The sequence below is a fragment of the Arenimonas sp. genome (assembly GCF_047602345.1).
In the GTDB taxonomy this organism is placed as follows: domain Bacteria; phylum Pseudomonadota; class Gammaproteobacteria; order Xanthomonadales; family Xanthomonadaceae; genus Arenimonas.
The window spans coordinates 270,255-291,521 of sequence record NZ_JASGHN010000004.1 but is presented as its reverse complement, the minus strand read 5'-3'; the positions used below and the strand labels follow the sequence as shown (position 1 = coordinate 291,521).

At 66.2% G+C, this 21,267-nt stretch carries 18 protein-coding genes; 8 read left to right on the top strand and 10 right to left on the bottom strand.

Going from position 1 to position 21,267, the window contains the following annotated elements; all coding sequences use genetic code 11:
* Nucleotides 1-64: 64 nt before the first annotated feature.
* The 4 genes from wrbA to QM707_RS03365 are packed head-to-tail and all read left to right on the top strand — an operon-like array spanning nucleotide 65 to nucleotide 3,159.
* Entirely contained in the window at nucleotides 65-655 is a 591-nt protein-coding gene (gene wrbA / locus QM707_RS03380) for an NAD(P)H:quinone oxidoreductase (RefSeq protein WP_415000464.1), read from the top strand.
* Complete coding sequence (locus QM707_RS03375) at nucleotides 652-1,005, top strand: DUF2069 domain-containing protein (protein WP_415000463.1); 354 nt, start codon at nucleotides 652-654, stop codon at nucleotides 1,003-1,005. The genes wrbA and QM707_RS03375 overlap by 4 nt, the downstream gene beginning before the upstream one ends.
* Before the next feature lie 35 nt (nucleotides 1,006-1,040).
* Nucleotides 1,041-2,618 (top strand): tetratricopeptide repeat-containing sulfotransferase family protein, encoded by a 1,578-nt coding sequence (locus QM707_RS03370; RefSeq protein ID WP_415000462.1) that lies wholly within the window; start codon nucleotides 1,041-1,043, stop codon nucleotides 2,616-2,618.
* 52 nt (nucleotides 2,619-2,670) lie between these two features.
* On the top strand, nucleotides 2,671-3,159 hold the full coding sequence (locus QM707_RS03365) for an asparaginase domain-containing protein (protein ID WP_415000461.1): 489 nt from the start codon (nucleotides 2,671-2,673) through the stop codon (nucleotides 3,157-3,159).
* 73 nt (nucleotides 3,160-3,232) lie between these two features.
* On the opposite strand, the gene QM707_RS03360 is transcribed toward QM707_RS03365, so the two are convergent.
* The 4 genes from QM707_RS03360 to sufT form a co-directional block, all read right to left on the bottom strand.
* A complete protein-coding gene (locus QM707_RS03360; RefSeq protein WP_415000460.1) occupies nucleotides 3,233-5,458 on the bottom strand; it encodes a M20/M25/M40 family metallo-hydrolase in 2,226 nt (741 codons plus the stop codon).
* Nucleotides 5,459-5,649: 191 nt separating this feature from the next.
* Nucleotides 5,650-7,911 carry a M4 family metallopeptidase gene (locus QM707_RS03355; RefSeq protein ID WP_415000459.1) on the bottom strand — a complete coding sequence of 754 codons (2,262 nt, stop codon included), beginning with the start codon at nucleotides 7,909-7,911 and terminating at the stop codon, nucleotides 5,650-5,652.
* A gap of 498 nt (nucleotides 7,912-8,409) precedes the next feature.
* Nucleotides 8,410-10,695 (bottom strand): M4 family metallopeptidase, encoded by a 2,286-nt coding sequence (locus QM707_RS03350; protein WP_415000458.1) that lies wholly within the window; start codon nucleotides 10,693-10,695, stop codon nucleotides 8,410-8,412.
* A gap of 158 nt (nucleotides 10,696-10,853) precedes the next feature.
* Nucleotides 10,854-11,408, bottom strand: coding sequence for a putative Fe-S cluster assembly protein SufT (gene sufT, locus QM707_RS03345; protein ID WP_415000457.1), 555 nt, complete (start codon nucleotides 11,406-11,408; stop codon nucleotides 10,854-10,856).
* A gap of 63 nt (nucleotides 11,409-11,471) precedes the next feature.
* Here sufT and QM707_RS03340 point away from each other — a divergent pair, with 63 nt between their 5' ends.
* A complete protein-coding gene (locus QM707_RS03340) occupies nucleotides 11,472-11,894 on the top strand; it encodes a hypothetical protein (RefSeq protein WP_415000456.1) in 423 nt (140 codons plus the stop codon).
* An 18-nt stretch (nucleotides 11,895-11,912) separates the two neighbouring features.
* On the opposite strand, the gene QM707_RS03335 is transcribed toward QM707_RS03340, so the two are convergent.
* From QM707_RS03335 to QM707_RS03325, 3 genes are all read right to left on the bottom strand, one after another.
* Entirely contained in the window at nucleotides 11,913-13,301 is a 1,389-nt protein-coding gene (locus QM707_RS03335) for an NAD(P)(+) transhydrogenase (Re/Si-specific) subunit beta (RefSeq protein WP_415000455.1), read from the bottom strand.
* Nucleotides 13,298-13,594 (bottom strand): NAD(P) transhydrogenase subunit alpha, encoded by a 297-nt coding sequence (locus QM707_RS03330; RefSeq protein ID WP_415000454.1) that lies wholly within the window; start codon nucleotides 13,592-13,594, stop codon nucleotides 13,298-13,300. Before QM707_RS03330 ends, QM707_RS03335 begins: the two co-directional genes overlap by 4 nt.
* 138 nt (nucleotides 13,595-13,732) lie before the next feature.
* Nucleotides 13,733-13,975 (bottom strand): hypothetical protein, encoded by a 243-nt coding sequence (locus QM707_RS03325; protein WP_415000453.1) that lies wholly within the window; start codon nucleotides 13,973-13,975, stop codon nucleotides 13,733-13,735.
* On the opposite strand from QM707_RS03325, the gene QM707_RS03320 reads away from it, so the two are divergent.
* Genes QM707_RS03320 through QM707_RS03310 form a run of 3 tightly spaced genes read left to right on the top strand, consistent with a single transcriptional unit; the run spans nucleotide 13,962 to nucleotide 15,351 of the window.
* Nucleotides 13,962-14,567, top strand: a complete 606-nt coding sequence (locus tag QM707_RS03320; protein WP_415000452.1) for an RNA polymerase sigma factor — start codon at nucleotides 13,962-13,964, stop codon at nucleotides 14,565-14,567. The two genes, QM707_RS03325 and QM707_RS03320, sit on opposite strands and share 14 nt — an antisense overlap.
* The gene (locus tag QM707_RS03315; protein ID WP_415000451.1) at nucleotides 14,564-14,911 is read left to right on the top strand and encodes a hypothetical protein; all 348 of its coding nucleotides are present in this window, start codon (nucleotides 14,564-14,566) and stop codon (nucleotides 14,909-14,911) included. Before QM707_RS03320 ends, QM707_RS03315 begins: the two co-directional genes overlap by 4 nt.
* Complete coding sequence (locus tag QM707_RS03310) at nucleotides 14,911-15,351, top strand: DUF3106 domain-containing protein (RefSeq protein WP_415000450.1); 441 nt, start codon at nucleotides 14,911-14,913, stop codon at nucleotides 15,349-15,351. Before QM707_RS03315 ends, QM707_RS03310 begins: the two co-directional genes overlap by 1 nt.
* Nucleotides 15,352-15,372: 21 nt before the next feature.
* Here QM707_RS03310 and QM707_RS03305 read toward each other — a convergent pair whose 3' ends face one another.
* The 3 genes from QM707_RS03305 to QM707_RS03295 form a co-directional block, all read right to left on the bottom strand.
* Nucleotides 15,373-16,479, bottom strand: coding sequence for an NAD(P) transhydrogenase subunit alpha (locus QM707_RS03305; protein WP_415000449.1), 1,107 nt, complete (start codon nucleotides 16,477-16,479; stop codon nucleotides 15,373-15,375).
* Nucleotides 16,480-16,554: 75 nt separating this feature from the next.
* On the bottom strand, nucleotides 16,555-18,771 hold the full coding sequence (locus QM707_RS03300) for a DUF1631 family protein (RefSeq protein WP_415000448.1): 2,217 nt from the start codon (nucleotides 18,769-18,771) through the stop codon (nucleotides 16,555-16,557).
* A 90-nt stretch (nucleotides 18,772-18,861) separates the two neighbouring features.
* Entirely contained in the window at nucleotides 18,862-21,162 is a 2,301-nt protein-coding gene (locus QM707_RS03295) for a DUF1631 family protein (RefSeq protein WP_415000447.1), read from the bottom strand.
* Nucleotides 21,163-21,267 lie beyond the last annotated feature (105 nt).

Here is a 21,267-nt window from a genome sequence, read left to right as displayed (position 1 = left end):
CGCATGCTCGCGGGGATGCCCTAACCCGCCGGTTCGGCTAGGCTTGTGCCCTGCGGAGAAACCGATGACCGAAATCCTGATCCTGTACTACAGCCGCGGCGGGTCGGTGGCGCAGCTAGCGCGCCAGATCGCCCGCGGCGTCGAAGAAGGCGGGGCCACCGCGCGCCTGCGCACGGTGCCGCCGGTGGCGCCGGTCACCGAATCGGCGGCACCTCCCGTGCCCGAGGATGGCGCGCCCTATGTCGAAAAGCGCGACCTCGCCGAATGCGATGGATTGATCCTGGGCAGCCCCACGCGGTTCGGCAACATGGCCGCGCCGCTCAAGCACTTCATCGATACGCTCGGCGCCGAATGGGTTTCCGGCACCCTGGTCGGCAAACCGGCTGCCGTCTTCACCTCCACCGCTACCCAGCATGGCGGCCAGGAATCCACCTTGCTCTCGATGCTGGTTCCCTTGATGCATCACGGCATGCTGGTCGTCGGCATTCCTTTCACCGAGCCCGCGCTCAATACCACGCGTACCGGCGGCACGCCTTATGGTGCCAGCCACGTCGCGGGCGCGAAGGACGACGCTCCGTTGAGCGATGAGGAAAAGCAGCTGGCGCGTGCGCTGGGCAAGCGCCTTGCGCAAACTGCGGAGAAGTTGCGCCGATGAGCATCGCCCGGCGTTACGCCTCGCTCGGCATTGCCGCCTTGTTCGTGCTGCAGTTCTTCTGGCACGGGTTCCTCTTGCCGCCCGAGCGCGCACCGGCTTGGCTCGTCGCCTGCGCTTTCGCCGTGCCGATGCTTCCCGCCGCCATACTGGCCATCCTTCGCCACCCGCATTCCGGTTTCTGGGGCAGCGTCGCCGCCCTGTTGTACTTCTGCCACGGCGTGATGGAGGCCTGGACGGATCCGCAGGCGCGCCCCTTGGCCCTGCTGGAAGCCGGCCTTTCGGTTTGGCTGATCCTGTGCGCCAGCTGGGACGGCATGAAGGCGCGGTTCCGGCGCAAGGCCGCGAATTGACCTCGCCGTATCCACAACCCGCGCACGACGCCAGCATGGATGCTCGGCTGGCGGCCCTGACTGCCGCTGCTATGGAACGCCTGCATTTGGCGGCAAGAGCGATACGCGATGCGCAACCCACGGTCGCGGAGCAGCTGTTGCAGGTCTCGATCGCTCAGACCGGCCACCCCGAAGCGATGCGCTTGCTCGGCATCCTGCGCCGCATGCAAGGCCGCAACGACGAAGCGATCGTCCTGTTCCAGAACGCGATGGCCTTGTGGCCGGACGATGCCCAATGCCTGGGCGATCTTGCCGGAGCACGCATTGCGAGCGGCGATCGCGAGGGCGCAATCGCCGACTGGCGCCGCGCCGCTGCCCTCGCGCCGCGACAGCCGATGCACTGGTTCAACCTGGGCCGCAATCTTCAACTGTTGGGCGAGAGCGCAGCCGCACTCGACGCGCTGGAACGCGCTGCCGACCTTGCACCGGATTTCCTGCCCGCCCATGTGCTCGCCGGCGACGCGCTGGTGCACCTGGGCGAATTCGATCGCGCTGAACGCCGCTATCGCTCCGCGCTATCGTTGCAGCCTGCCTGCGGCGATGCCTGGCGAGGACTGGCCAACATCAAGACGCGCACCCTGGGCGAGGCCGATCGCGACGAACTGAGCAAACAGTTGCGACGCGGCGACATCGCCGACACCGACCGCATCGCGATGGGGCATGCGCTGGGCAAGCTGGAAGAGGACAGCGGCCGTTACCCGCAGGCGTTCCAGGCGATCAGCGAAGCGAACGCACTCATGCGACGCGGCGCCCCCTGGAGCGCGCAAGCGCTTTCCGATTTCGTCGACAAGGCCCTGGCCGCGAGCTTGCGGCTGCCGCCGCCCGTCGACGTGTCCTTGGGCCGGGAGATCATCTTCATCGTCGGATTGCCGCGCTCGGGTTCGACATTGCTCGAGCAGATGCTGGCGGCGCACCCCGAAGTCGAAGGGGCGAGCGAACTGCCGGATCTCGGCGAAATCATCCAGCTCGAATCGCAGCGCCGCCGTCGCCCGTATCCGGATTGGATAGTGGATGCGAACGCCGAAGATTGGCAGCGCCTGGGCACGGATTACCTGCTGCGCACGGCGCGCTGGCGCCAGCACCGCCGTCGTTCCACCGACAAGATGCCAGAAAACTGGAAGCACGCCGGCGTGTTGCGCGCGATGCTGCCCGGCGCGCTGGTCGTCGACATGCGCCGCGATCCAGTCGAAACGGGTTGGTCCTGCTACAAGCAACAGTTCTATCAACGCCCGCATTTCTCCTGCGACCTGCGCGACATCGCCGCCTATGTGCACCATTGCGAGCGCGCGATGGACGCCTGGCGACAACGCGATCCGGAGCGGATACTGAGCTTGGCCTACGAATCGCTGCTGGCCGACCCGGAAACGCAATTGCGTCGGCTGCTCGACCGCTGCGGGCTGCCCTGGGACCCCGCCTGCCTCGACTTCCACAAGGCCGGGCGCAGCGTGCGCACCGCCAGCGCCGCCCAGGTGCGCGCGCCGCTGCGCGGCGATACCGCACGCGCGTCGCACTACGGTGCCCTGCTGGACCCCCTGCGCGAGCAGCTCGCCGCCCTGCGCAGCGGGCGTCGCTGAGCGCGCTCGCCCAGATACAATACGTGCGTCGCCAGCCGAAGCGGATCGCACCATGGACCAGCTACTGATCGTCACCACCGGAGGCACGATCGACAAGGTGTATTTCGACGACAAGTCGGACTACCAGGTCGGCGATCCGCAGATCGGCCGCATCCTGGAGGAACTCGGCGTCGCGTTCCGTTTCACCGTCATCCCGATCATCCGCAAGGACTCGCTGCACATCACCGCCGCCGATCGCGAGCTTCTGCGCGCCACCATCGCCGCCCAGCCCATGGCGCACGTGCTGGTCACGCACGGCACCGACACGATGGTCGAGACCGCGCGCGTACTGGCCCAGATCCCCGACAAGACGATCGTCCTGACCGGCGCGCTGAATCCGGCCCGTTTCCGCGGCTCAGACGCCGAGTTCAACATCGGCACGGCCGTCGGCGCGGTGCAATCGCAGCCGCCGGGCGTCTATATCGCGATGAACGGCCGCATCTGGAATCCGCTCAAGGTTCGCAAGAACGTGGCGGCCAATCGTTTCGAAGCGTCGGACTGAACCAGGCGCAGTTGCACGACGGCAAGAAAAAACCCGGCCTAGGCCGGGTTTTTTAGTTTCTGCATGGTGCGTATCAGAAACGCAGCGTCCAGGAGTTCAGCGTGCCTTCCTGGCCCGCCGCCTGATCGGTCACGCGCAGCTTCCAGGTGCCGTTCAAGGCTTCGCTCGAAGCATTGATCGTATACGTCTCCACGACATTGGCGGCCGTGTCGGAGGCATTGGCCGCCTTCAGCAGGTAGTTCGTGCCGTCCGGCGCGATCAACAGGATGCGCAGATCGCCGCGACGCGGATGGGTGATGTTGACGCCCACCTCGGTGGCAGCCGCGGCATTGCCGCTGCGACCGGACACCAGGATGGAGCTATTCACCGTGCGACGATCCGGCAGCGCAGTGGACGCATTGTTGCTGTAGGTCTGCACGCCGCCACCGCCGCCCGGCACCACGTAGCTGCCGGTCAGGCGTACGCCGGAGAAACTCTTGCGCGCCTTGACGCGCACATAGTACGTGCCGGCCTGCGGCGCCGGGATGTCGCAGGTTTCGGTATTCGTCGCCTTGTAGGGCCGGCAGTCGTAAACCGTGTCGGTGGGCGCACTGCCGAACTTCACGTAGAGATCGGCGTTGCCGGTGCCCGCCGCCAGTTCGAACTTCAGGGACGTCGCGCCGGTCGGCACGACCAGCGTGTAGTTCAGGACATTGCCGGTCGAAGCCGACAGGTTGGTGACCGCGACGCCGTTGGTCAGTACCGTGCTTCCCGACGGGTCGGTGACGGCGACGCTCTGCGTCTTGCTGTTGCTGGCGCCGCTGTTGTCGGTGACGGTCAGGGTCACGCTATAGGAACCACCGGCGGCATAGACGTGACTGGGATTGGTCGCCGTGGACGTGCCGCCATCGCCGAAGTTCCAGCTGCGCGAAGCGATGCTGCCGTCGCTGTCGCCGGACAAGTCGGTGAAGTTGGCGGTCAGACCCGTTGCGGCATACGAGAAATTCGCCACCGGCGCCGCATTGCCGGTACCGGCGGTCTTGGCCAGCTCACCCAGGTAGGCCAGGCCGAACTTGCCCAACGCGACGCTCGCCGCGGCGGTGTTGCCCATCGTCGCCAGCGTATCGCTGGTCGTGTGCAGGAAATCGTACTCGCCGGCTTCGTACATCATCGCCGCCGGAAAACCGGCGCTCGTCCATGAAGCGTGGTCCGAACAGCCGTAACCGCAGGTATAGGTGCCGCGCTTGAGACCCAGCGGGACGAGATAGGTATCGAACAGCGTGCCGAAAAACGTCTTCAGGTTGGAGTTGGAGAAGTCGGTGATGATGCGCATGTCGAGGCTGGAGCCGCCGCGATAGTTCGTCATGTCCAACTGCAGCACGCCGACGACGTTCTTGCCCTGGCTCTTGAACGACTGGGCGATGGCGTTCGAGCCGCGCAGGCCGACTTCCTCGGCGGCATAGCCCATGAACTTGACCGTGCGGCGCGGCTTCCAGCCATTGGCCAGCGCGATGCGGATGACCTCGGTCAGCGTGGCGATGCCGGAAGCATCGTCGTCCGCGCCCGGGGCATTCATCGAATTGCCGCTGCCGCTGTTGGAGATGGAGTCGAGATGACCTCCGAGCACGACGATTTCGTCGGCGAGGTCGGTGCCTTGCACCGTCAGGATGACGGACGGCTGTCCGCCGCAATTGCCGCAGGCGGTGAACAGTTCGACGCTGACGTCGCTACGTCCGTTACCCAGGGCCAGCCAGGTATCGCGAATCCAGTTGGCCGACGTCACGCCGGTGGTGCTGGCGTAGTAGCGGTTCGGATAGGCGGTCGAAAGGTGGCTGATGGTATTGCGGATATTGAGTTCGGAAACCTGCGGCAGCCACGGATTCACCGTCGCCTGGTTGTCCAGCGTGTAGGTCGCGAAAGTCGTCTTCAGCGAACTCGCCGCCCGGTCCGAGCGCAGGAAAGCTTCGGCTTCGGCCTGGCTGTTGAAAGCGAAATAGCCGCCGCAGCGCTTTTCGTTCTCGTGCACGACATGACTGACGTCGCTGAGCTGGTAGGCCTTGATCTGGCCGATCACGAGATCGCTGCCGACGCTGTCGCGGCGCGCGACAGGGTTGCGCGCGATGATGTTGACGCCGGAGTCCCAGGTCTTGCGCGAGGTCAGGATATAGACTGTGGCGAACGGATCTTCGCTCTTGCGCAGGGACGCGAGTTCGCCGGCGTGGCGACTGTCGTGCTTGGCGCCGGACTGGGGCTGGGCCGCTTCGCCGGGAGCGGCGAATGCCAGTAGAGGCAGCAGGGCGGTAGCGTAGAGAAGCTTCATCCTTCGATTTCCTCGTTTTCGCGTGGACGGCGGAGAGCCGGCCGCGACCTCATGGCCCGGGGGTGCCGGAGAAGCTGCCGAGCATAACCGAGTTCGGGTTCCCGGGGCTGAATACGCCGACGCATCGCCTGGTGCGGCGCAAAAAAACCCCGGCCGAAGCCGGGGTTTGGTCGTGGGCCGGAGCCCGCGAATTAGAACGTGATGCTCCAGCTGTTGATGTAGCCGACGTCGGAACCCGCGCGGTCCGCCGCACGCAGCTTCCAGGTGCCGTTGAGGACTTCGCTGGACAGATTGACCGTGAAGGTCTGGTTGATGTTGTCGGCGCTGCCGCCCGTGCGGTTGTGCACGTTGTACACGGTGCCGTCCGGAGCGATCACGTCGACGATCAGGTCACCCTTGTACGGGTGCACGATGTTGACGGCGACCTGGGTGTTGCTCAGGCCGTTGCCGGTACGACCGGAAACCGCGATGTTGCTCGTCACGCCCGTGGCATTGTTGTCCGGGATGTTGACGTCGGTGCCGTTGGTGTAGGTCTGCGTGCTGCCGCCACCGCCGCCGGCGGTGTAGCTGCCGGTCAGGCTGACGCCGGTGAAGCTCGAGTAGGCCTTCAGGCGGACGTAGTAGGTGCCGGCCTGTGCCGTCGCGATGTTGCAGGTTTCGGCGTTGCCCGAAGCGTACGGACGGCAGTCGTAGCTGCTGTCGGTCGGGGCGCTGCCGAACTTGACGTACATGTCGGCGTCGCCGGTGCCGCCCGAGGTCACGAACTTCAGGCCCGTGGCGCCGGCCGGAACGGCCATCGTGTAGTTGATGGAGTAGCCGGTGGTCTGGGCCTGGCCCGTCTTGGCCACGCCATTGCTCAGCGCGCCGCCGTTGGTGTCGCCACCGCCGCCACCGCCGCCCGAGCAGCTCACGCCGACCGAGGTGAAGGCCGCCGTGACGTCGGCCACGGTAAAGCCGAGGTCGGTCGCGGCCGTCTGCACGCCGCAGGCGCCCTGGTTGAAGGTCGTGCTCGCGGTCCAGTACAGGTCGTTGGCGCGGGCGAAGACCTGGAAGGCCTTGACCGTGCCCCAGCCCGGCTTGTTCGCCAGCAGGTAGAACGCCTTGTTGTACACGCCCGAGGAGTAGTGCACGTCCATCGAGCTGGTGTAGTTGGCGGCGTTGTCGATCGACGCGCCGTCCTGCGGCGGGTTGTTCATGTAACGCAGCGCGCCCGAACCCTTGAAGATGTCGGCGCCGACCAGCCAGTCGTTCGAACCGCGCATGTAGAACTCGGCGGCTTCGCCGGCCATGTCGGAATAGGCTTCATTGATGCCGCCCGACTGGCCCGAATAGGTCAGGTTCGAGTTCTGCTCGGTGAAGCCGTGCGAGACCTCGTGCGAGGACACGTCGAGGCTGACCAGCGGATAGAACGTGCTGGCGCCGTCGCCGAAGGTCATCGCGCTGCCGTCCCAGAAGGCGTTCTCGTAGCTGGTGCGGTAGTGCACCTTCATCACGAGCTGCGAGGTCAGCGGCGCGCGGCCGAAGTAGGCGTTGTACATGTTGAAGATCACGCCGCCGAAGTAGTGGGCGTCGTTCAGCGGCGAGTAGGCGCCGTTGATGGTCTTCACGGTGTTGCGCGGGCAGGTGTACGAGAACGCCGTGTTGCTGGTGTTCGACGTAGCGTTGTTGAGGTTCACCGTCTTGACGTTGGTGTTGTTCATGGTGCACGTCGTGCCGCTCTGCGTCACGTCGTTGTAGCCGTAGTTCGTGCCGTATTCGTACTGGCCGGTCTTGGCGTTGCCGCCAGGGCCGGTGCCGACCAGGGCGTGCGTCAGGCCGTCCCACTGCTTCAGCACGGCGCCGCTGGCGGCGTCGAGGATGACGAACGGACGGGTGGCCTTGCCGCTGCCGTCGGCGAAGAAGGTGACGACGTAGGCCATGTGGGCCTTGCCGGCGTCATCGATGAAGATCTGCTGCGTCGTGCTGGCGCGCTGGACGTTCATCGAACCGGCGCGGTCGCCGAGAGCGGCCTGCTTGCCGATATCGAAGGCGCGGGTCTTGGCCATCAGGGTGGCGTTGCGCGGCAGCTGGGCCGCCAGGCCGTCGACCTTGCGGCCGAACAGGTTGCGCACGATGCCACGGCCTTCGCTGACGATGATCTGCTCGCCGAAGATCGGGATGCCGCGGAAGGTCTGCTGGTAGCGGTAGTGGTTGGTGCCGTCCTTGTCCGTGCGGTGCGTCAGCACCGTCAGGCGGGACTCGGAATCCAGGCCCACGAGTTCGGCGTGGCGCTGCTCCGGCTTGACCGAGGACATGCCCTGGGTCGCGAGGCGGTACTGATGGTTCACCTTGGCCAGGTCGGCCTGGTGGAGATCGGTGCGCGCAGCGGCATGGGCGGTGGTGCCGGCCAGGAGCAGGGCGGTGGCGGCGGCGAGCTGATGCAGGCGGAGCACGTTCTGATTGGATCGGATCACGATGGTGTTTCCCCGGTCTAAGTTGGTGGGCGGCCAAAGGGCCATAACGGCATCCTTGCTTCCGGGCCCCCTCGACGCACGCTCTTCCCTGCGGGGCCTCGAAGGCCTCGAGATCAGAACCAGGGGAGGTGCAGCGTCACCCGGATGACGTGACGACTTTCACAAAATCGTCAGGCGGGGCCGACCGTAGCGTGACGAAAGTCACGGGTCACGCTGCAGTGCAACAGCTTTGTCCCCAGGGTCAATGGCGTTGAAAATGCTTGACGCCAGCGACACTGACCTCGGCGGATTTACGGGCTTTTTCATCGTTTGCTGCGACGCAAAACGGCCCTCGCCGTCGGGCCATGCTCAACACCGCAAGCCTTGGGATGACGCGAGATTTCCTTGCGGCAACGCCGCAATTTCCGTTTTTGCGCAAAGTCGATCGCGAATCCGACGCTTCAGAACGAAAAACCCCGGCACTGGGCCGGGGTTTTTCTTACGCATCGCCGCGAAGAATCAGAAAGTGACGCTCCAATTGTTCAAGGTGCCGGACTGCAGGCGCAGCGAATCGGTCACGCGCAGCTTCCAGGCGCCATTGAGCGCTTCAGTGGACAGGTTCACCGTGAACGTCTGCACGACATTGGAACCCGTGTCGAGACGATCGGTAGCCTTCAGCACGTACACGCTGCCATCCGGTGCGAGCAGATCGACCTTCAGTTCGCCGCGGCGCGGGTGCGTGATGTTCACGGCCACCTGTGCATTGGTCGGCGCATTGCCGCTACGACCGCTGACATTGATCGTACTCGTGATGCTGCTGCGATCCGGGATCGGCGTCGACGTGTTGTTCGAGTAGGTCTGCGTACCGCCGCCGCCACCGCCACCGCCCGTAGTGAAACTCGGGGTCAGCGTGACGCCCGAATAGCTGGAATAGGCCTTCATGCGCACGTGGTAGGTGCCGGCCTGCGGCGTCGCGAAGGTGCAGGTTTCGGCATTGCCGGACTTGTACGGACGGCAGTCGTAACTGCTGTCGGTCGGCGCGCTGCCAAACTTGACGTACATGTCCATGTCGCCGGTGCCGCCGGACGCCACGAAGTTGAGGTTGCTCGCGCCGGACGGCACGGCAAGCGTATAGGTGACCGCGTTGCCGGTGGTCGCTGTGATACCGGTGACCGCCACGTTGTTGGTCAACGGACCGCCATCGACGTCGCTACCGCCACCGCCGCCGCCGCCACCGCTATCGGGCGAACCGCAAACCACGCCGACCGAGGCGAACGCCGCGGTGACATCGGCAGCCGCATAGCCCAGGTCGCTGGCTGCGGTCTGCACGCCGCAGGCGCCCTGGTTGAAGCCCACGCTCGGCGTCCAGTACAGCTGGTTGGCGCGGGCGAAGGCCTTGAACGCCTTCTGCGTGTTCCAGTTCGGCTTGATCGCCAGCAGATAGAACGCCTTGTTGTAGACGCCCGACGAATAATGCACGTCGATGCCGTCGTAGTAGTTGGCGGCGTTGTCGATCGAAGCGCCGTCCTGCGGCGGATTGTTCATGTAGCGCAGGGCGCCCGCCGCCTTGAAGATATCGGCGCCGACCATCCAGTCGTTCGAGCCCTTCATGTAGTACTCGGCCGCTTCGCCGGCCATGTCCGAGAAGGCTTCGTTCATGCCGCCCGAACGGCCGTCGTAGATCAGGTTGGAGTTCTGCTCGGTGAAGCCGTGCGAGACCTCATGTGCCGACACGTCCAGGCTGACGAGCGGATGGAAGGTGTTCTTGCCGTCGCCGAAGGTCATCGACGTGCCGTTCCAGAAGGCGTTCTCGTAGTTCTTCGAGTAGTGCACGCGCATCATCAGCTGGAAGGTCAGCGGGGCGACGCCGACGTAGGCGCCGTACATGTCGTAGATGACCTTGCCGAAATAATGGGCATCGTTCAGCGGCGAATAGGCGCCGTTGATTTCCTTCACGGTGTTGCGCGGGCAGGTGTAGCTGAACGCCGTGCTGCCCGAAGTCTTGCCGTTGAGGTTCACGGTCTTGACCACGGAATTGGTCATCGTGCAGGTCGTACCGCTCTGCTCGACATCGAGGTAACCGTAGTTGGTGCCGTATTCGTACTGGCCGGTCTTCAGGTTTCCGCCCGGGCCGGTGCCGATCAACGAATGAGCCAGGCCTTCCCACTTCTTCAGCACGGCGCCGCTGGCGGCATCGAGGATGACGAAGGGACGCGTCGGCGCACCGCCTTCGGGCTTGTCGGCGAAGAACTCCACGACATAAGCGCGATGGGCGCGGCCGCCGTCGTCGATGTAGATCATTTCGCGCGCTTTCTCGTTCTCGAAGATCATGCCGCCCTGGCGATCACCGAGCGCTGCGGCCTTGCCGAGCGTCAGCGCGCGGCTCGAGGGCATCACGCGGGCGTTGCGCGGCAGTTCCGAAGCCAGTCCGGACACTTTGCGGCCGAACAGATTACGCACGATGCCGCGGCCTTCGCTGACGACGACCTGCTCGCCGAAGATCGGAATGCCGCGGAAGGTCTGCTGGTAGCGGTAGTAATTGGTGCCTTCCTTGTCCACGCGGTGCGTCAGCACCTGCAGGCTGGATTCGGAATCCAGGCCAAGCAGTTCCGCATGCCGCTGCTGGGCCGAAGTCGCTGCCGCCAAACCCTGGGTCGCGAGTCGGTACTGGTGGTTGACCTGGGCCAGGTCCAGGCGATGCAGTTCGACGCGCGAAGCGGCGTCGGCGCCGCTGGCGGCGAGGACAAGGGCAGTGGCGATGGCAAGGCGCTGCTGGCGCGGCGCACGGACGGGGAATCGGGACATGGGGGCCTCAGACATATTCAATAAGGTGTGCACGCTGAATAACGTGACTTGGTGACCGTAGCGGCCGCTACCAGGCGGGTCACGCTGCGCTGCAACATGACCGGGAACTTCAGGCGAAATGCACGATTCGCAAGCATCCCTGGCCCGCCGCGACCGCCTCAGAGCATCCCGGTTTCGAGCCGCGCCACGTCCGACATCATGCTCTGGTTCCAGGGCGGGTCGAAGACCAGCTCGACGTCGGCTTCTTCGACGGTCGGCACGCGCTCCACCTTGCTGCGCACGTCCTCGACGAGGATGTCCCCCATGCCGCAGGCAGGCGCCGTCAGGGTCATACGGATCACGGCGCGACGCTTGCCGCCCTCCACGCGTTCGATATCGCAGGAATACACCAGACCCAGTTCGACGATATTGACCGGGATCTCCGGGTCGAAGCAGGTGCGGAGCTGTTTCCAGACGAGTTGCTCGACGGCCTCGTCGTCGGATTCATCCGCGAGGCTCAGCGGCGCCGGCGGTTCCTTGCCGAGGGCATCGGCGTCCTCGCCCGCGATGCGGAACAGGTTGCCTTCGATGAAAACGGTGAACGAGCCTCCCAAGGCCTGCGTGATGTACCCGATGCTGCCCGCCGGCAGGGTGACCTTGTCGCCCTGTGGCACGAGTACGGCCGCGCAGTCGCGCTCTAGCTTTACGGGCTCGCTGGTGCGGGAATAGCTCACGGTCTTTCTGTGCTCGGCGGGGGAACCCGGTTATTTTACCGGTTCGTCCCGTCAGGACCGCGCGTGCCCCCTGCCTTTTCTCCATTCCGCTGGCTGTTGCCCTGCGTCGCGGCCCTCGCCGGCTGCCTGGGCTTCATGGCCGTCTGGACGTTCGTGGCGGTACTGAGCGGGAAAGCGCATGCCTGGCTGGCGCTGCTGGCCGCCGTCGACATCGCATTCATGCTGCGCCTGGCCCGCGCGCCCGAAGGCAGGGGCCGCATCGCGCTGGCCGTCTGTGCGACGGCGCTGGCGATCGCCGGCGGGTTGTGGTTGATCGTCGCCACCCGCATCGGCCTGGTGATGGGACTGGATCCGCTGAATTCGGCCTTGCGACTGGGGCCTGTGCTGTTCGAAGCCCTGACCCGGCTTTCGTTGGGAACGCTGGACTACGCCCTGATCCTGCTGTCCTTACCGCTAGCCGCCTGGCTCACGCGTCCGAGGCGTTGAGGCAACGTCGGCGGCGCCTCAGTGCCCGCCGTCGACCGACTTCAGTTCCGACACGAGCTGGCCGATCGCCGCGGCCGCATCGCCGTACAACATGCGGGTATTGTCGGCGTAGAACAGCGCGTTCTCGATGCCGGCGAAACCCGTGCCCTTGCCGCGTTTGACGACGATCGAGTTCTTCGACGAAACCACGTCCAGGATCGGCATGCCGTAGATCGGCGACGCCGGATCGGTCTTCGCCACCGGGTTGACGACGTCGTTGGCGCCGATCACCAGCGATACGTCAGTGTTCGGGAATTCCGGATTGATGTCGTCCATGTCGGCGATCAGGTCGTAAGGCACGCCGGCCTCCGCCAGCAGCACGTTCATGTGGCCAGGCATGCGGCCCGCGACCGGATGGATCGCGAACTTCACCTTCACGCCACGCTTGAGCAGCAATTGCGTCAGCTCCCACACCTTGTGCTGCGCCTGCGCGACGGCCAGGCCGTAACCAGGGACGATCACCACGCGTTCGGCGTAGGCCATCATCGCCGCGACGTCGCCCGCTTCGATGGGTTTTTGCGCGCCGGTGATTTCGGCGGCCTGGCCGCTGGCGCCGAAGCTGCCGAACAATACGCTGGCGATGGAACGGTTCATCGCCTTGGCCATCAACTGCGTCAGCATCGTGCCGGCCGCGCCGACCACCATGCCGGCGATGATCAGCGCTTCGTTTCCGAGCACATAGCCCTCGAACGAAACCGCCAGACCGGTCAGCGCGTTGTACAGCGAAATCACCACCGGCATGTCGGCGCCGCCGATCGGCAGGGTCATCAGCACGCCGACGGCGAGCGCGGCGACGAAGAATCCGATGATCAACGGCTGCTGCAACAGGAATACCGTCGCGGCGCCGAGGCCGACGGCTGCGAGAAATACGAGACCATTGAACAATTGCTGGCCGGGGAAGACGAAACGCTTGTCCATGCGCCCGTCGAGCTTGGCCCAGGCGATGACCGAGCCGGTCAGCGAGATCGAACCGATCAGCGCACCGACGACGGCGAGCACCAGCGCCGTCTGCGAAGGCGCCTGCCCGAGCGCGGAGAACTTCAGCAACTCCACGGCGCCGATCGCCGCCGCCGAACCGCCGCCGAGCCCGTTGTACAGCGCGACCATCTGCGGCATGTCGGTCATCGCGACCTTCTTGCCGGAAATCCAGGCGACGATCGTACCGAGCGCGACCGCCAGCGCGATCAGCGCGAGATTGTGCAGGCCCGGCAGCAGGAACGTCGCCACCGTCGCCAGCAGCATGCCGGCGCCGGCCCAACGGATACCGCTGGCCGCCGTCTTCGGCGAAGCCATGCGCTTGATGCCGAGAATGAACAACAGCGCGGCGACGAAGTAGCTGGCCTTGACCAGCAGCGGCAGCCAGCTCATGCGCCGCCCTCCTTCTTCTCGGACGGTTTGAACATTTCCAGCATGCGTTCGGTGACGACGTAACCACCGGCGGCATTGCCGGCGCCCATCAGCACGGCGAGGAAACCGATGATCTTCTCGGTGGTGGTGTCGGCATGGCCGAGGACGACCATCGCGCCGATCATCACGATGCCGTGCACGAAGTTCGAACCCGACATCAGCGGCGTGTGCAGGATCACCGGCACGCGGCCGATGATCTCGTAGCCGGTGAAGGCGGCGAGCATGAAGACGTACAACGCCAGGAAACCATCCATCGAGCCGTTCTCCCCGGTCAGGCCCTCGCATCATAACCGCAGGCTGAAGCCGGTCGCGCTCCGGTCAACCGGGCGGGCCGCCGTGCGTTCTGACCATTGCCCCCAACCGAAGGAGACGGCACGATGAAATCCATGCTGCTAGCCCTGCCCCTGCTGCTGGCGACCACCCTGGTCCAGGCCCACGATCGCGGCGACCGGATCGAACACCGCTGGGATCGCCGCGGCGACCGGATCGATCAGCGACTGGATCGTGCCGCTGACCGGCAGGATGCGCTGGGCCATCACCGCGCCGCCAACCGGCTTGATCGCCGAGGCGACCGCATCGATCGCCGCATGGATCGTATCGGTGCGCGCCGCGAGGCCCGCTTTGATCGACGCCACCCGTAACTTGGATCTCGGCAGCCTGCCCGAGCTGCCGGCACCGGTCGCCGCAGCGGCGACCGGCGCCGCGTTGCCCGCGACGCTGGACGAATTCCTCGCCAGCGTCGAACGGCGCGCCTTCCGGCTCGCCGAACTCGCGCTGGGCCAACGCGAAGACGCGCTCGATGCCGTGCAGGAAGCGATGATCAAACTGGTGCAGTACCGCGCACGGCCGGCCGACGAATGGCCGCCGTTGTTCTGGAGCATCCTTCGCCGCCAACTCACCGATCGTCACCGCCGCAACGCCGTGCGCCGACGCGTGATGGCCTTCTTCGGCCGCAGCGACGACGAGGTCGAGGATCCGATCGAATCCTTGCCGGATCCTTTCGAGGATCCCGCCCGTCGCCATGTCGACGGCCACGCCTGGCGTGCGCTGGGCGAAGCACTGCGCGCCCTGCCGCGACGCCAGCGCGAATGTTTCCTGCTGCGCGAACTGCAGGGCCTCAATGTCGCCGAGACGGCGGCGGCCATGGGCTGCTCCGAAGGCTCGGTGAAGACACATCTGTCGCGCGCCATGCAGGCGCTGCGGCTTCAACTGGAGGACTGGCGATGAACCGCCAAGAACCGCCCCGCGATCCGGTGGCCGACAAGGCCAGGGAACTGTTCGAGCAGCAAAGCGAGCGGCTCGACATGAACACTGCCCTGCGATTGCGCCAGGCGCGACGCGACGTCCTGTCGCCGCGTGCATCGCGACCGGCCTGGCTGCCCATGGGGACTGCGGCCGCAGCGGCCCTGGTGATCGGCCTGGCCTGGTGGATGCCGCGGCAACCCGATGCCACGGCGAATTCGGCCCTGACGCCCGACATGGAAGTCGATGTGCTGGCCAACGAAAGCGATTCCGAAATGTATTCGTGGCTCGGCGATGCGCCGGTCGCGCCGGACGAGGGCGCGCTCTGATGCGCGTACTCCTCTTCCTGCTGCTGGCCTGTTTCGCTTTCGCGGCGATGGCGCAGCCGCCGCCGCGTTCCACGCCGCCGCCCGGCGTCGCGGTGCCGAGCTGGAACCAGCTCGATGCGCAACAACGCCGCGACCTGGCGGAATTTTCCGAGCGCTGGGATCGCATGCCGGCCTCGCGCCGCGTGCAGGTGCTCGAGCGCTACGAACGTTGGCGCGCCCTGCCGCCGGAGAAACGCGAAGCGATGCGCGATGGTTGGCGGAATTTTCGCGAGATGAGTCCGCGCCAGCGCGAACAGGTCAGGCACAGTTTCGAAGCATTGCGACGCCTGCCGCCGGAAGAGCAACGCCGCCTGCGCGGACTGTGGAAGGACATGAGCCCGGAACAGCGCCGCGCCTGGCTCAGGGCAGGCGGCCCCGGCGTGGTGCCGCCGCCGCAATAGGTTCGCGGCGAAACCGGCCGATCAGGCCTTGCGTTCGCCGGCGTGCGTCAGGCAGGTCTTGGCGATCAGCTCGTCTTCCCAGTCGAGCTTGATTCCCTGCTCCTTGTCCAGCATCAGGGACAGGAAATTGAACACGTTGCGCGCGTACATCTCGCTGGCGTGCAGGGCGCCCATGCTCGCGAGGTTCAAAGGGCCGGCGATGGCGACGCCGCCGCTCTCGATCGTTTCCCCCGGACGCGTCAATTCGCAATTGCCGCCGGTCTCGGCCGCCAGGTCGACGATGACGCTGCCCGGTTTCATGCCCTGCACCATCGCCGCCGTCACGATCTTCGGCGCCGGACGCCCGGGCACCGCCGCCGTCGTGACGATGACGTCGACGTTCTTCAGGTGCTCGCCGAGGCGACGCTGCTGCTCTGCGCGCTCTTCGGCCGTCAATTCGCGCGCATAACCGCCCTCGCCTTTCGCCGACACGCCGAGGTCGAGGAACTTGCCGCCCAGCGATTCGATCTGCTCGCGCGTTTCCGGTCGCACGTCGAAGCCCTCGACCTGCGCGCCGAGCCGCCGTGCCGTCGCAATGGCCTGCAGGCCAGCGACGCCGGCGCCCACGATCAGCACTTTCGACGGACGGATGGTCCCCGCTGCGGTGGTCAGCATCGGGAAAAAGCGCGGAGCGAGCTGCGCGGCGATCAGCACTGCCTTGTATCCGGCCATGCCGGCCTGCGAACTGAGCACGTCCATCGCCTGCGCGCGCGTCGTACGCGGCAGCTTTTCCAGCGGGAACGAAGTCGCCTTGCGCGACACCAGGGTATCGATCCGCGCCACGTCGGCGTGCGGCGCCAACAGGCCGACGAAGATCGCGCCTTCCTTCAGCCTCTCGAGTTCGGCATTGCCCGGCGGCTGCACGCAGACGAGCACATCGGCACCGGCAAGCAAGCCGCTGCGATCGGAAACTATCTCGGCCCCGGCATAGCTCTCGTCGGTGAAGCCGGCCGGCATGCCCGCTCCGGATTCGATGCGCACTTTCGCCCCGGCGGCCAGGAGCTTCTTGCAGGTCTCCGGGCTGATCGCTGCCCGGCGCTCGCCTGGCGCGGTCTCGCGCGCAAAACCAATGATGGGGGTCGAAGCCATGCCTGCATCCTCCGCGAATGGGAGGATGCTACCGGATGCCGCGGGCTTTCGTCGAAACCGCTACGCCGCTCGGGCTCAGGCGACGTCGTTCTGCAGGCGACCCATGACGCGGTGCAAGGCCTGGTCGAAGACCTGGTCGTGCGCGCGTACCGCGAGCTTGCCCTGCTTCTTCATCGCGGCCAGCTCTTCCACCGAGGCGACCAGCACGCGCACGCCGCGGCGGTTGACGAACATCAGGCGCGCCGAGATCGGACTGACCCAGCTCAGCTTCGCCGGATGCAGGCGACCGTCTTCGCCGGCCAGATCGATCCACGCCCCGACCTTCAGGGCGCGGATGGCGGGCAGGTCCTCGGCGTCGAAGTCCAGGCGATCCTTGTCGGACACCAGGCTCAGCAACGGTTTGTTTTCCTGCACGAGCGATTCGACGCCATAGGCGGTCGCCGCTGCGGGCGCGGCTTCGGACGCGGCGCCGGCCTTGATCTGCTGCTGCACGCTCTCGATCGCCGCGACCAGACCACGCAGGGTTTCGTAGGCGGCTTCGCCGGTGATGCCCGAACTGGCCAGCACGTGCTCGAGCGGTTCGCGCAGGTTGTTCACGACCGGAGCCGGCGAACGCACCGTCTTGCCTTCGCCGGGCAACAGGTCGACGAGCCCGTCGGCCACGCCCAGCGCCGCGTTCCACGACGCCGATTCCGGGCCTTCGCGCAGCGCGATCATCGAAAGATGATGGGTCCAGGCACGGCCGAGGAACTCGCCCAACGCATCCGGCACTTCGCGCGCCTCGACCCGCTTGCTCAACTCGCTCGCCGCCAGCGTGCGCGCCTGCTCCAGGCGCTCCTGGCCGCGCTGCGCTTCGGTAGCACGGCGTTCGGCCAGCTCGATGCGACGGCGATGCTGTTCGAGGAACGCGCGCAACTCCTGCTCCAGCGTTTCGAAGATCGCGATGTCCTCGTTGAACTCCGACACCAGGCGGTCGACCGTTTCCTCGGCCTTGCCGAGCAACTCGCGTTCCTGCGGGCCTTCGCCCTTGTTGCCCTCGACGGCTTCGGCCAGCGAATTCAGCAGGCGGCGCGCCGGATGGGTCTTGTACTGGAACAGGCGGCGGTCGAGCACCGCCGCTTTCACATAGGGAACGACCAGCCGAGAAATCAGCGTGCGCGCCTGCGCTTCGAAATCGCGTTCGTCGAACAAGACGTCGAACAGCATGCCGACCAGATCGACGGCATCCTCGTCCTCGTGGCCGATGCGGACCTGGTCGGCCGGCAGGCCGAGCTGATGCGCATTGGTCATCATTTCCTGCTTGAGTAGCATCGAAAGCGAAGCTTCCGGGCGACCCATGGCTTCCTGCACGGCGCGCGGAACGGATGGCTGCAACAGCGAAAGCACCGACACCAGTTCCGACGGCGCCATCGAACGCGGGCCGACGCCACCGGCAGCGGCCGGCGCCGACAGCGGCTCATGGTGTGGACGCCAGCTGCGCAGCAGGCCGCATAGCGCATCGAACATCGCGCGATCGTCGGCCTGCGCCTGATCGGAGTACGCCTGCGGGCGCTGCGCGGCGGCTTGTGCCTGGGCCTGACGCTGCTTCTGCGCCTGGGCCTGCGCCGCCGTGGCGGCGTATTGCGGTTCGGCCGGTTTCGGATTGCCGAGTTCCGGCAGGATGCCGGCCGCGACCAAGCGCTCGTTGAGTTCGGTCAGCAGGATGCCGAGCGATTCGGTCAGCTCGCGCTCGAAATGCTTGAAGAAGACGACGCGCACGTTCTCGGCCACCACGACATCGCTCTGCGATGCCTGGATGGCCTGGGCGAAGTTGCGCGAACTGATCGGATTGACTTCGGCTTCGAGCTGGCGCACGCCGACCATCGCGGCGAAACGCTGGTCCACCGCCTTCAGCGCCGGACCGTGCGCGCGCTCGACGGCGTCGATCAGCACTTCCGAGGCGAGCTGCGCTTCGAGCTGGGCGTCGTCGAGCAGGCTCAGTTCCAGGCGGGCGTTCTGCAGCGGCGCGAGTCGGCGCAGCAGGTTGTCGAAACCCTTTTCGAAATGGGCGTTGTAGGCGCGTTCGATCGCCGCGCGGCTATGGCGCAGGGATCGCATGGCATCGAGATGAGGCGAGCCGCTCGAGGCACCATCCTTCTGCGCCAGCTCGAACAGCCAGTCGTCGACCTTGACCAGGGTGCGGCTGAGCACGCCCTGCAGGTGCGAAACGCTGGTGCGCCGTAGCGCTTCGAACAGCTGCGGGTCCTTTTGATGGGCCCAGCGACCGTTGTTGGAGAAGGAATCGGTGCTCATCGAACTCTCGGGGGGTAGAGTTTTCACGGCCTTAACTTAAGGCATCCCCGCTTGGGAATCCGTGAACGCAATCGCAACTCCCCGAGTTTCCTACCCGGCGGTCGTTTCGGCCGGCTGAGCGGCACGCTTGCGGAAGCGATTGGCCATCTGCACCAGGGCCTGGTCGACCGGCGCTTCGCGGTCGAAGACGATCAGCTGGCCACGGCGCTTGAACAGCGCCATTTCCTCGGGCGAGGCCACCAGCGCGCGGGCGCCGCGCCGCGTCACGAACATCATCAGCCCCGAGATGCCGCTGACCCAGGACAGCTTGACCACCTGAAGCTCGCCATTCGGCGCCGGCGCCTGCACCCAGGTATTCACGGGGATGGCGCGCATCTCCGCGAGTTCCGCCTCGGTGGGCGGCTCTTCCCCGGCCAGCAAGCTGGCCAACTGGGTCGACGTTTTCGAACGATTCCCGGCCGAGGATGATGTCAGGGGCGCGGGGGCCGGGGCGCGCGGCGCGTCATCGGCGGCCGTGCCGGCGGGAACGGAGGGGGATGCGACCGACACCGTCGCGACAGGCGTCGACGCCGGTTCCGACACCGGCGTTGCTTCGGCCACGGCGGCAGGCAGCATCTCGACATCGCCTTTCGCACAGGCCGCAAGCGCGGCCATCAGCCCGTCCATGATCTGGTCCGCCGCCGCGTCCTGCAGGCCGGAACTCGCCAGCACCGTCTGGGTCGCCTGGCGCAGGGCGTCGGCGGCGGCATGGGAAGGCGGCTCGCCGAGGCTGGCCATGTCCAGCAAGTCCATCCAGCGCTGACCGACGGCAACGCCGGCATGGAAGCCTTCGCTGTCCGGCCCCTGGCGCAAGGCCACCATCGTCAGATGGTGCTGCCATTGGCCATTGAGGAACTCGCCGATCGCTCGTGGCAACTCACGCCCGGACAGCACGCCGACCGATGCTGCGGCGGCCTGCTGACGCGCCTTCTCCAGGCGCTCCTGCCCCTTCTGTGCCTCGACCGTGCGGCGTTCGGCCAGACCGAAGCGACGGCGATGCACATCGAGCTTCTCGGACAGCTCGCGTTCGATGCGCTCGAAGGTCGCGAGATCCATGTCGAACTCGTCGGTCAAGCGATCCATCGCCGAGCCGATCTGCTGCAACAACTCGATATCCTGCGAACTTTCGCCAGCGTTGTCTTCGCAGGCCTCGGTGACGGTGTTGAGCAAGCGCCGCGCCGGATGCGCCGGCTGCTCGAACAGCTGCGGATCGAGCATCGTCGCTTTGACATAGGGCATCACCATCTTCGCCAGTACGGGGGCGACGGCATCGGCATTCGTGCGCTCGTTCATCAGCACGTCGAACAGGTTGCCGACCAGATCGACCGCCGTGTCTTCGCCCGCCGACAAGGCCGGCGCATCGGCCTGCGGATCGGCCGATTGCGCGCGACCCAGCAGTTCCCGCTTGAGGATGGCGGCGAGATCGCCGTCGCCGGACAGGGCATCGGCGAGACCGGATGGCGGCTGCTTCTGCATCTTCGTCAGCAGGCTCAGGGTTTCGGTGGACGACAGCTCGCGCCGCGGCCCGGCCGGCGCGGGCGCACCGGCCCGCATGCCCTGCAACATGCTCATCAGTGACGCGAACAGTTCGCGGTCGCGCGGCGCCACCGGCACCGGAGGACCCGGGTCTTCGAAATCGTCGACGTCCTCGTCCTGATCGCCGACTTCCTTCTGCGCGCGCGCCTGCGCCGAACGCACGCGGGCGCGGCGACGTTCGTCCTGGTCGGAAACCACCATCAGGTTCGGCAACACGCCGGCCCGCGCCAGCATGTCGTTCAATTCCTTGTGCAGGTCGAACAACGGGGTCGACACCAACTCCTCGAATCGGCGCAACACCATCGAGCGCACCGCCGATTCGACTTCCATCGCCTTGATGCCGGAGCGGGCCGCATCGGCGATGGCGACGGCGCCGAGCGGAAGCCGTGCACCGAAGGGCTGGCATTCCAGCAAGGCCGCCATGCGCTGGTCGAGGGCCGAGATGCCGGCGCGATGGCGTCGGTTCAACGATTCGGCGAGATGCTCGTGCGCGAGCTGCAGGTCGAGGCTCTCGTCGTCGAGCAGGCTCAGGCCGCCGGCCAGTCCGCTGTCGACGCCACGATAGAGGAGCATGCGGCTGGCGCTGTTGGTCAGTTCGTCGCCGAAGGCTTTGCGCGAAGCGACGCGGAAACGCCGCACCGCATCGCGCTGCCGGCTGGCGGAATCGGGCTCGCCGGCCGCCAGATGTTTTTCCACCAATGCGGCCAACCATTGGTCCGCAAGATTCACCGCTTCGTCGAACACCGGCAGCAGCACCATCGCGCCGCGATCGCGGATGCGACTCTGCAGTTCTGCGACGGTGAGCGAACCGGTCATGGCGGGGGTGTTCTTGGGGGGAGTCCGCAGTCTATGACGCAAGCCGCCCGTTCGACTACGGGCAGGCAACGGATTCGTTATCCGGCGCACATGGAAACAGCCTAG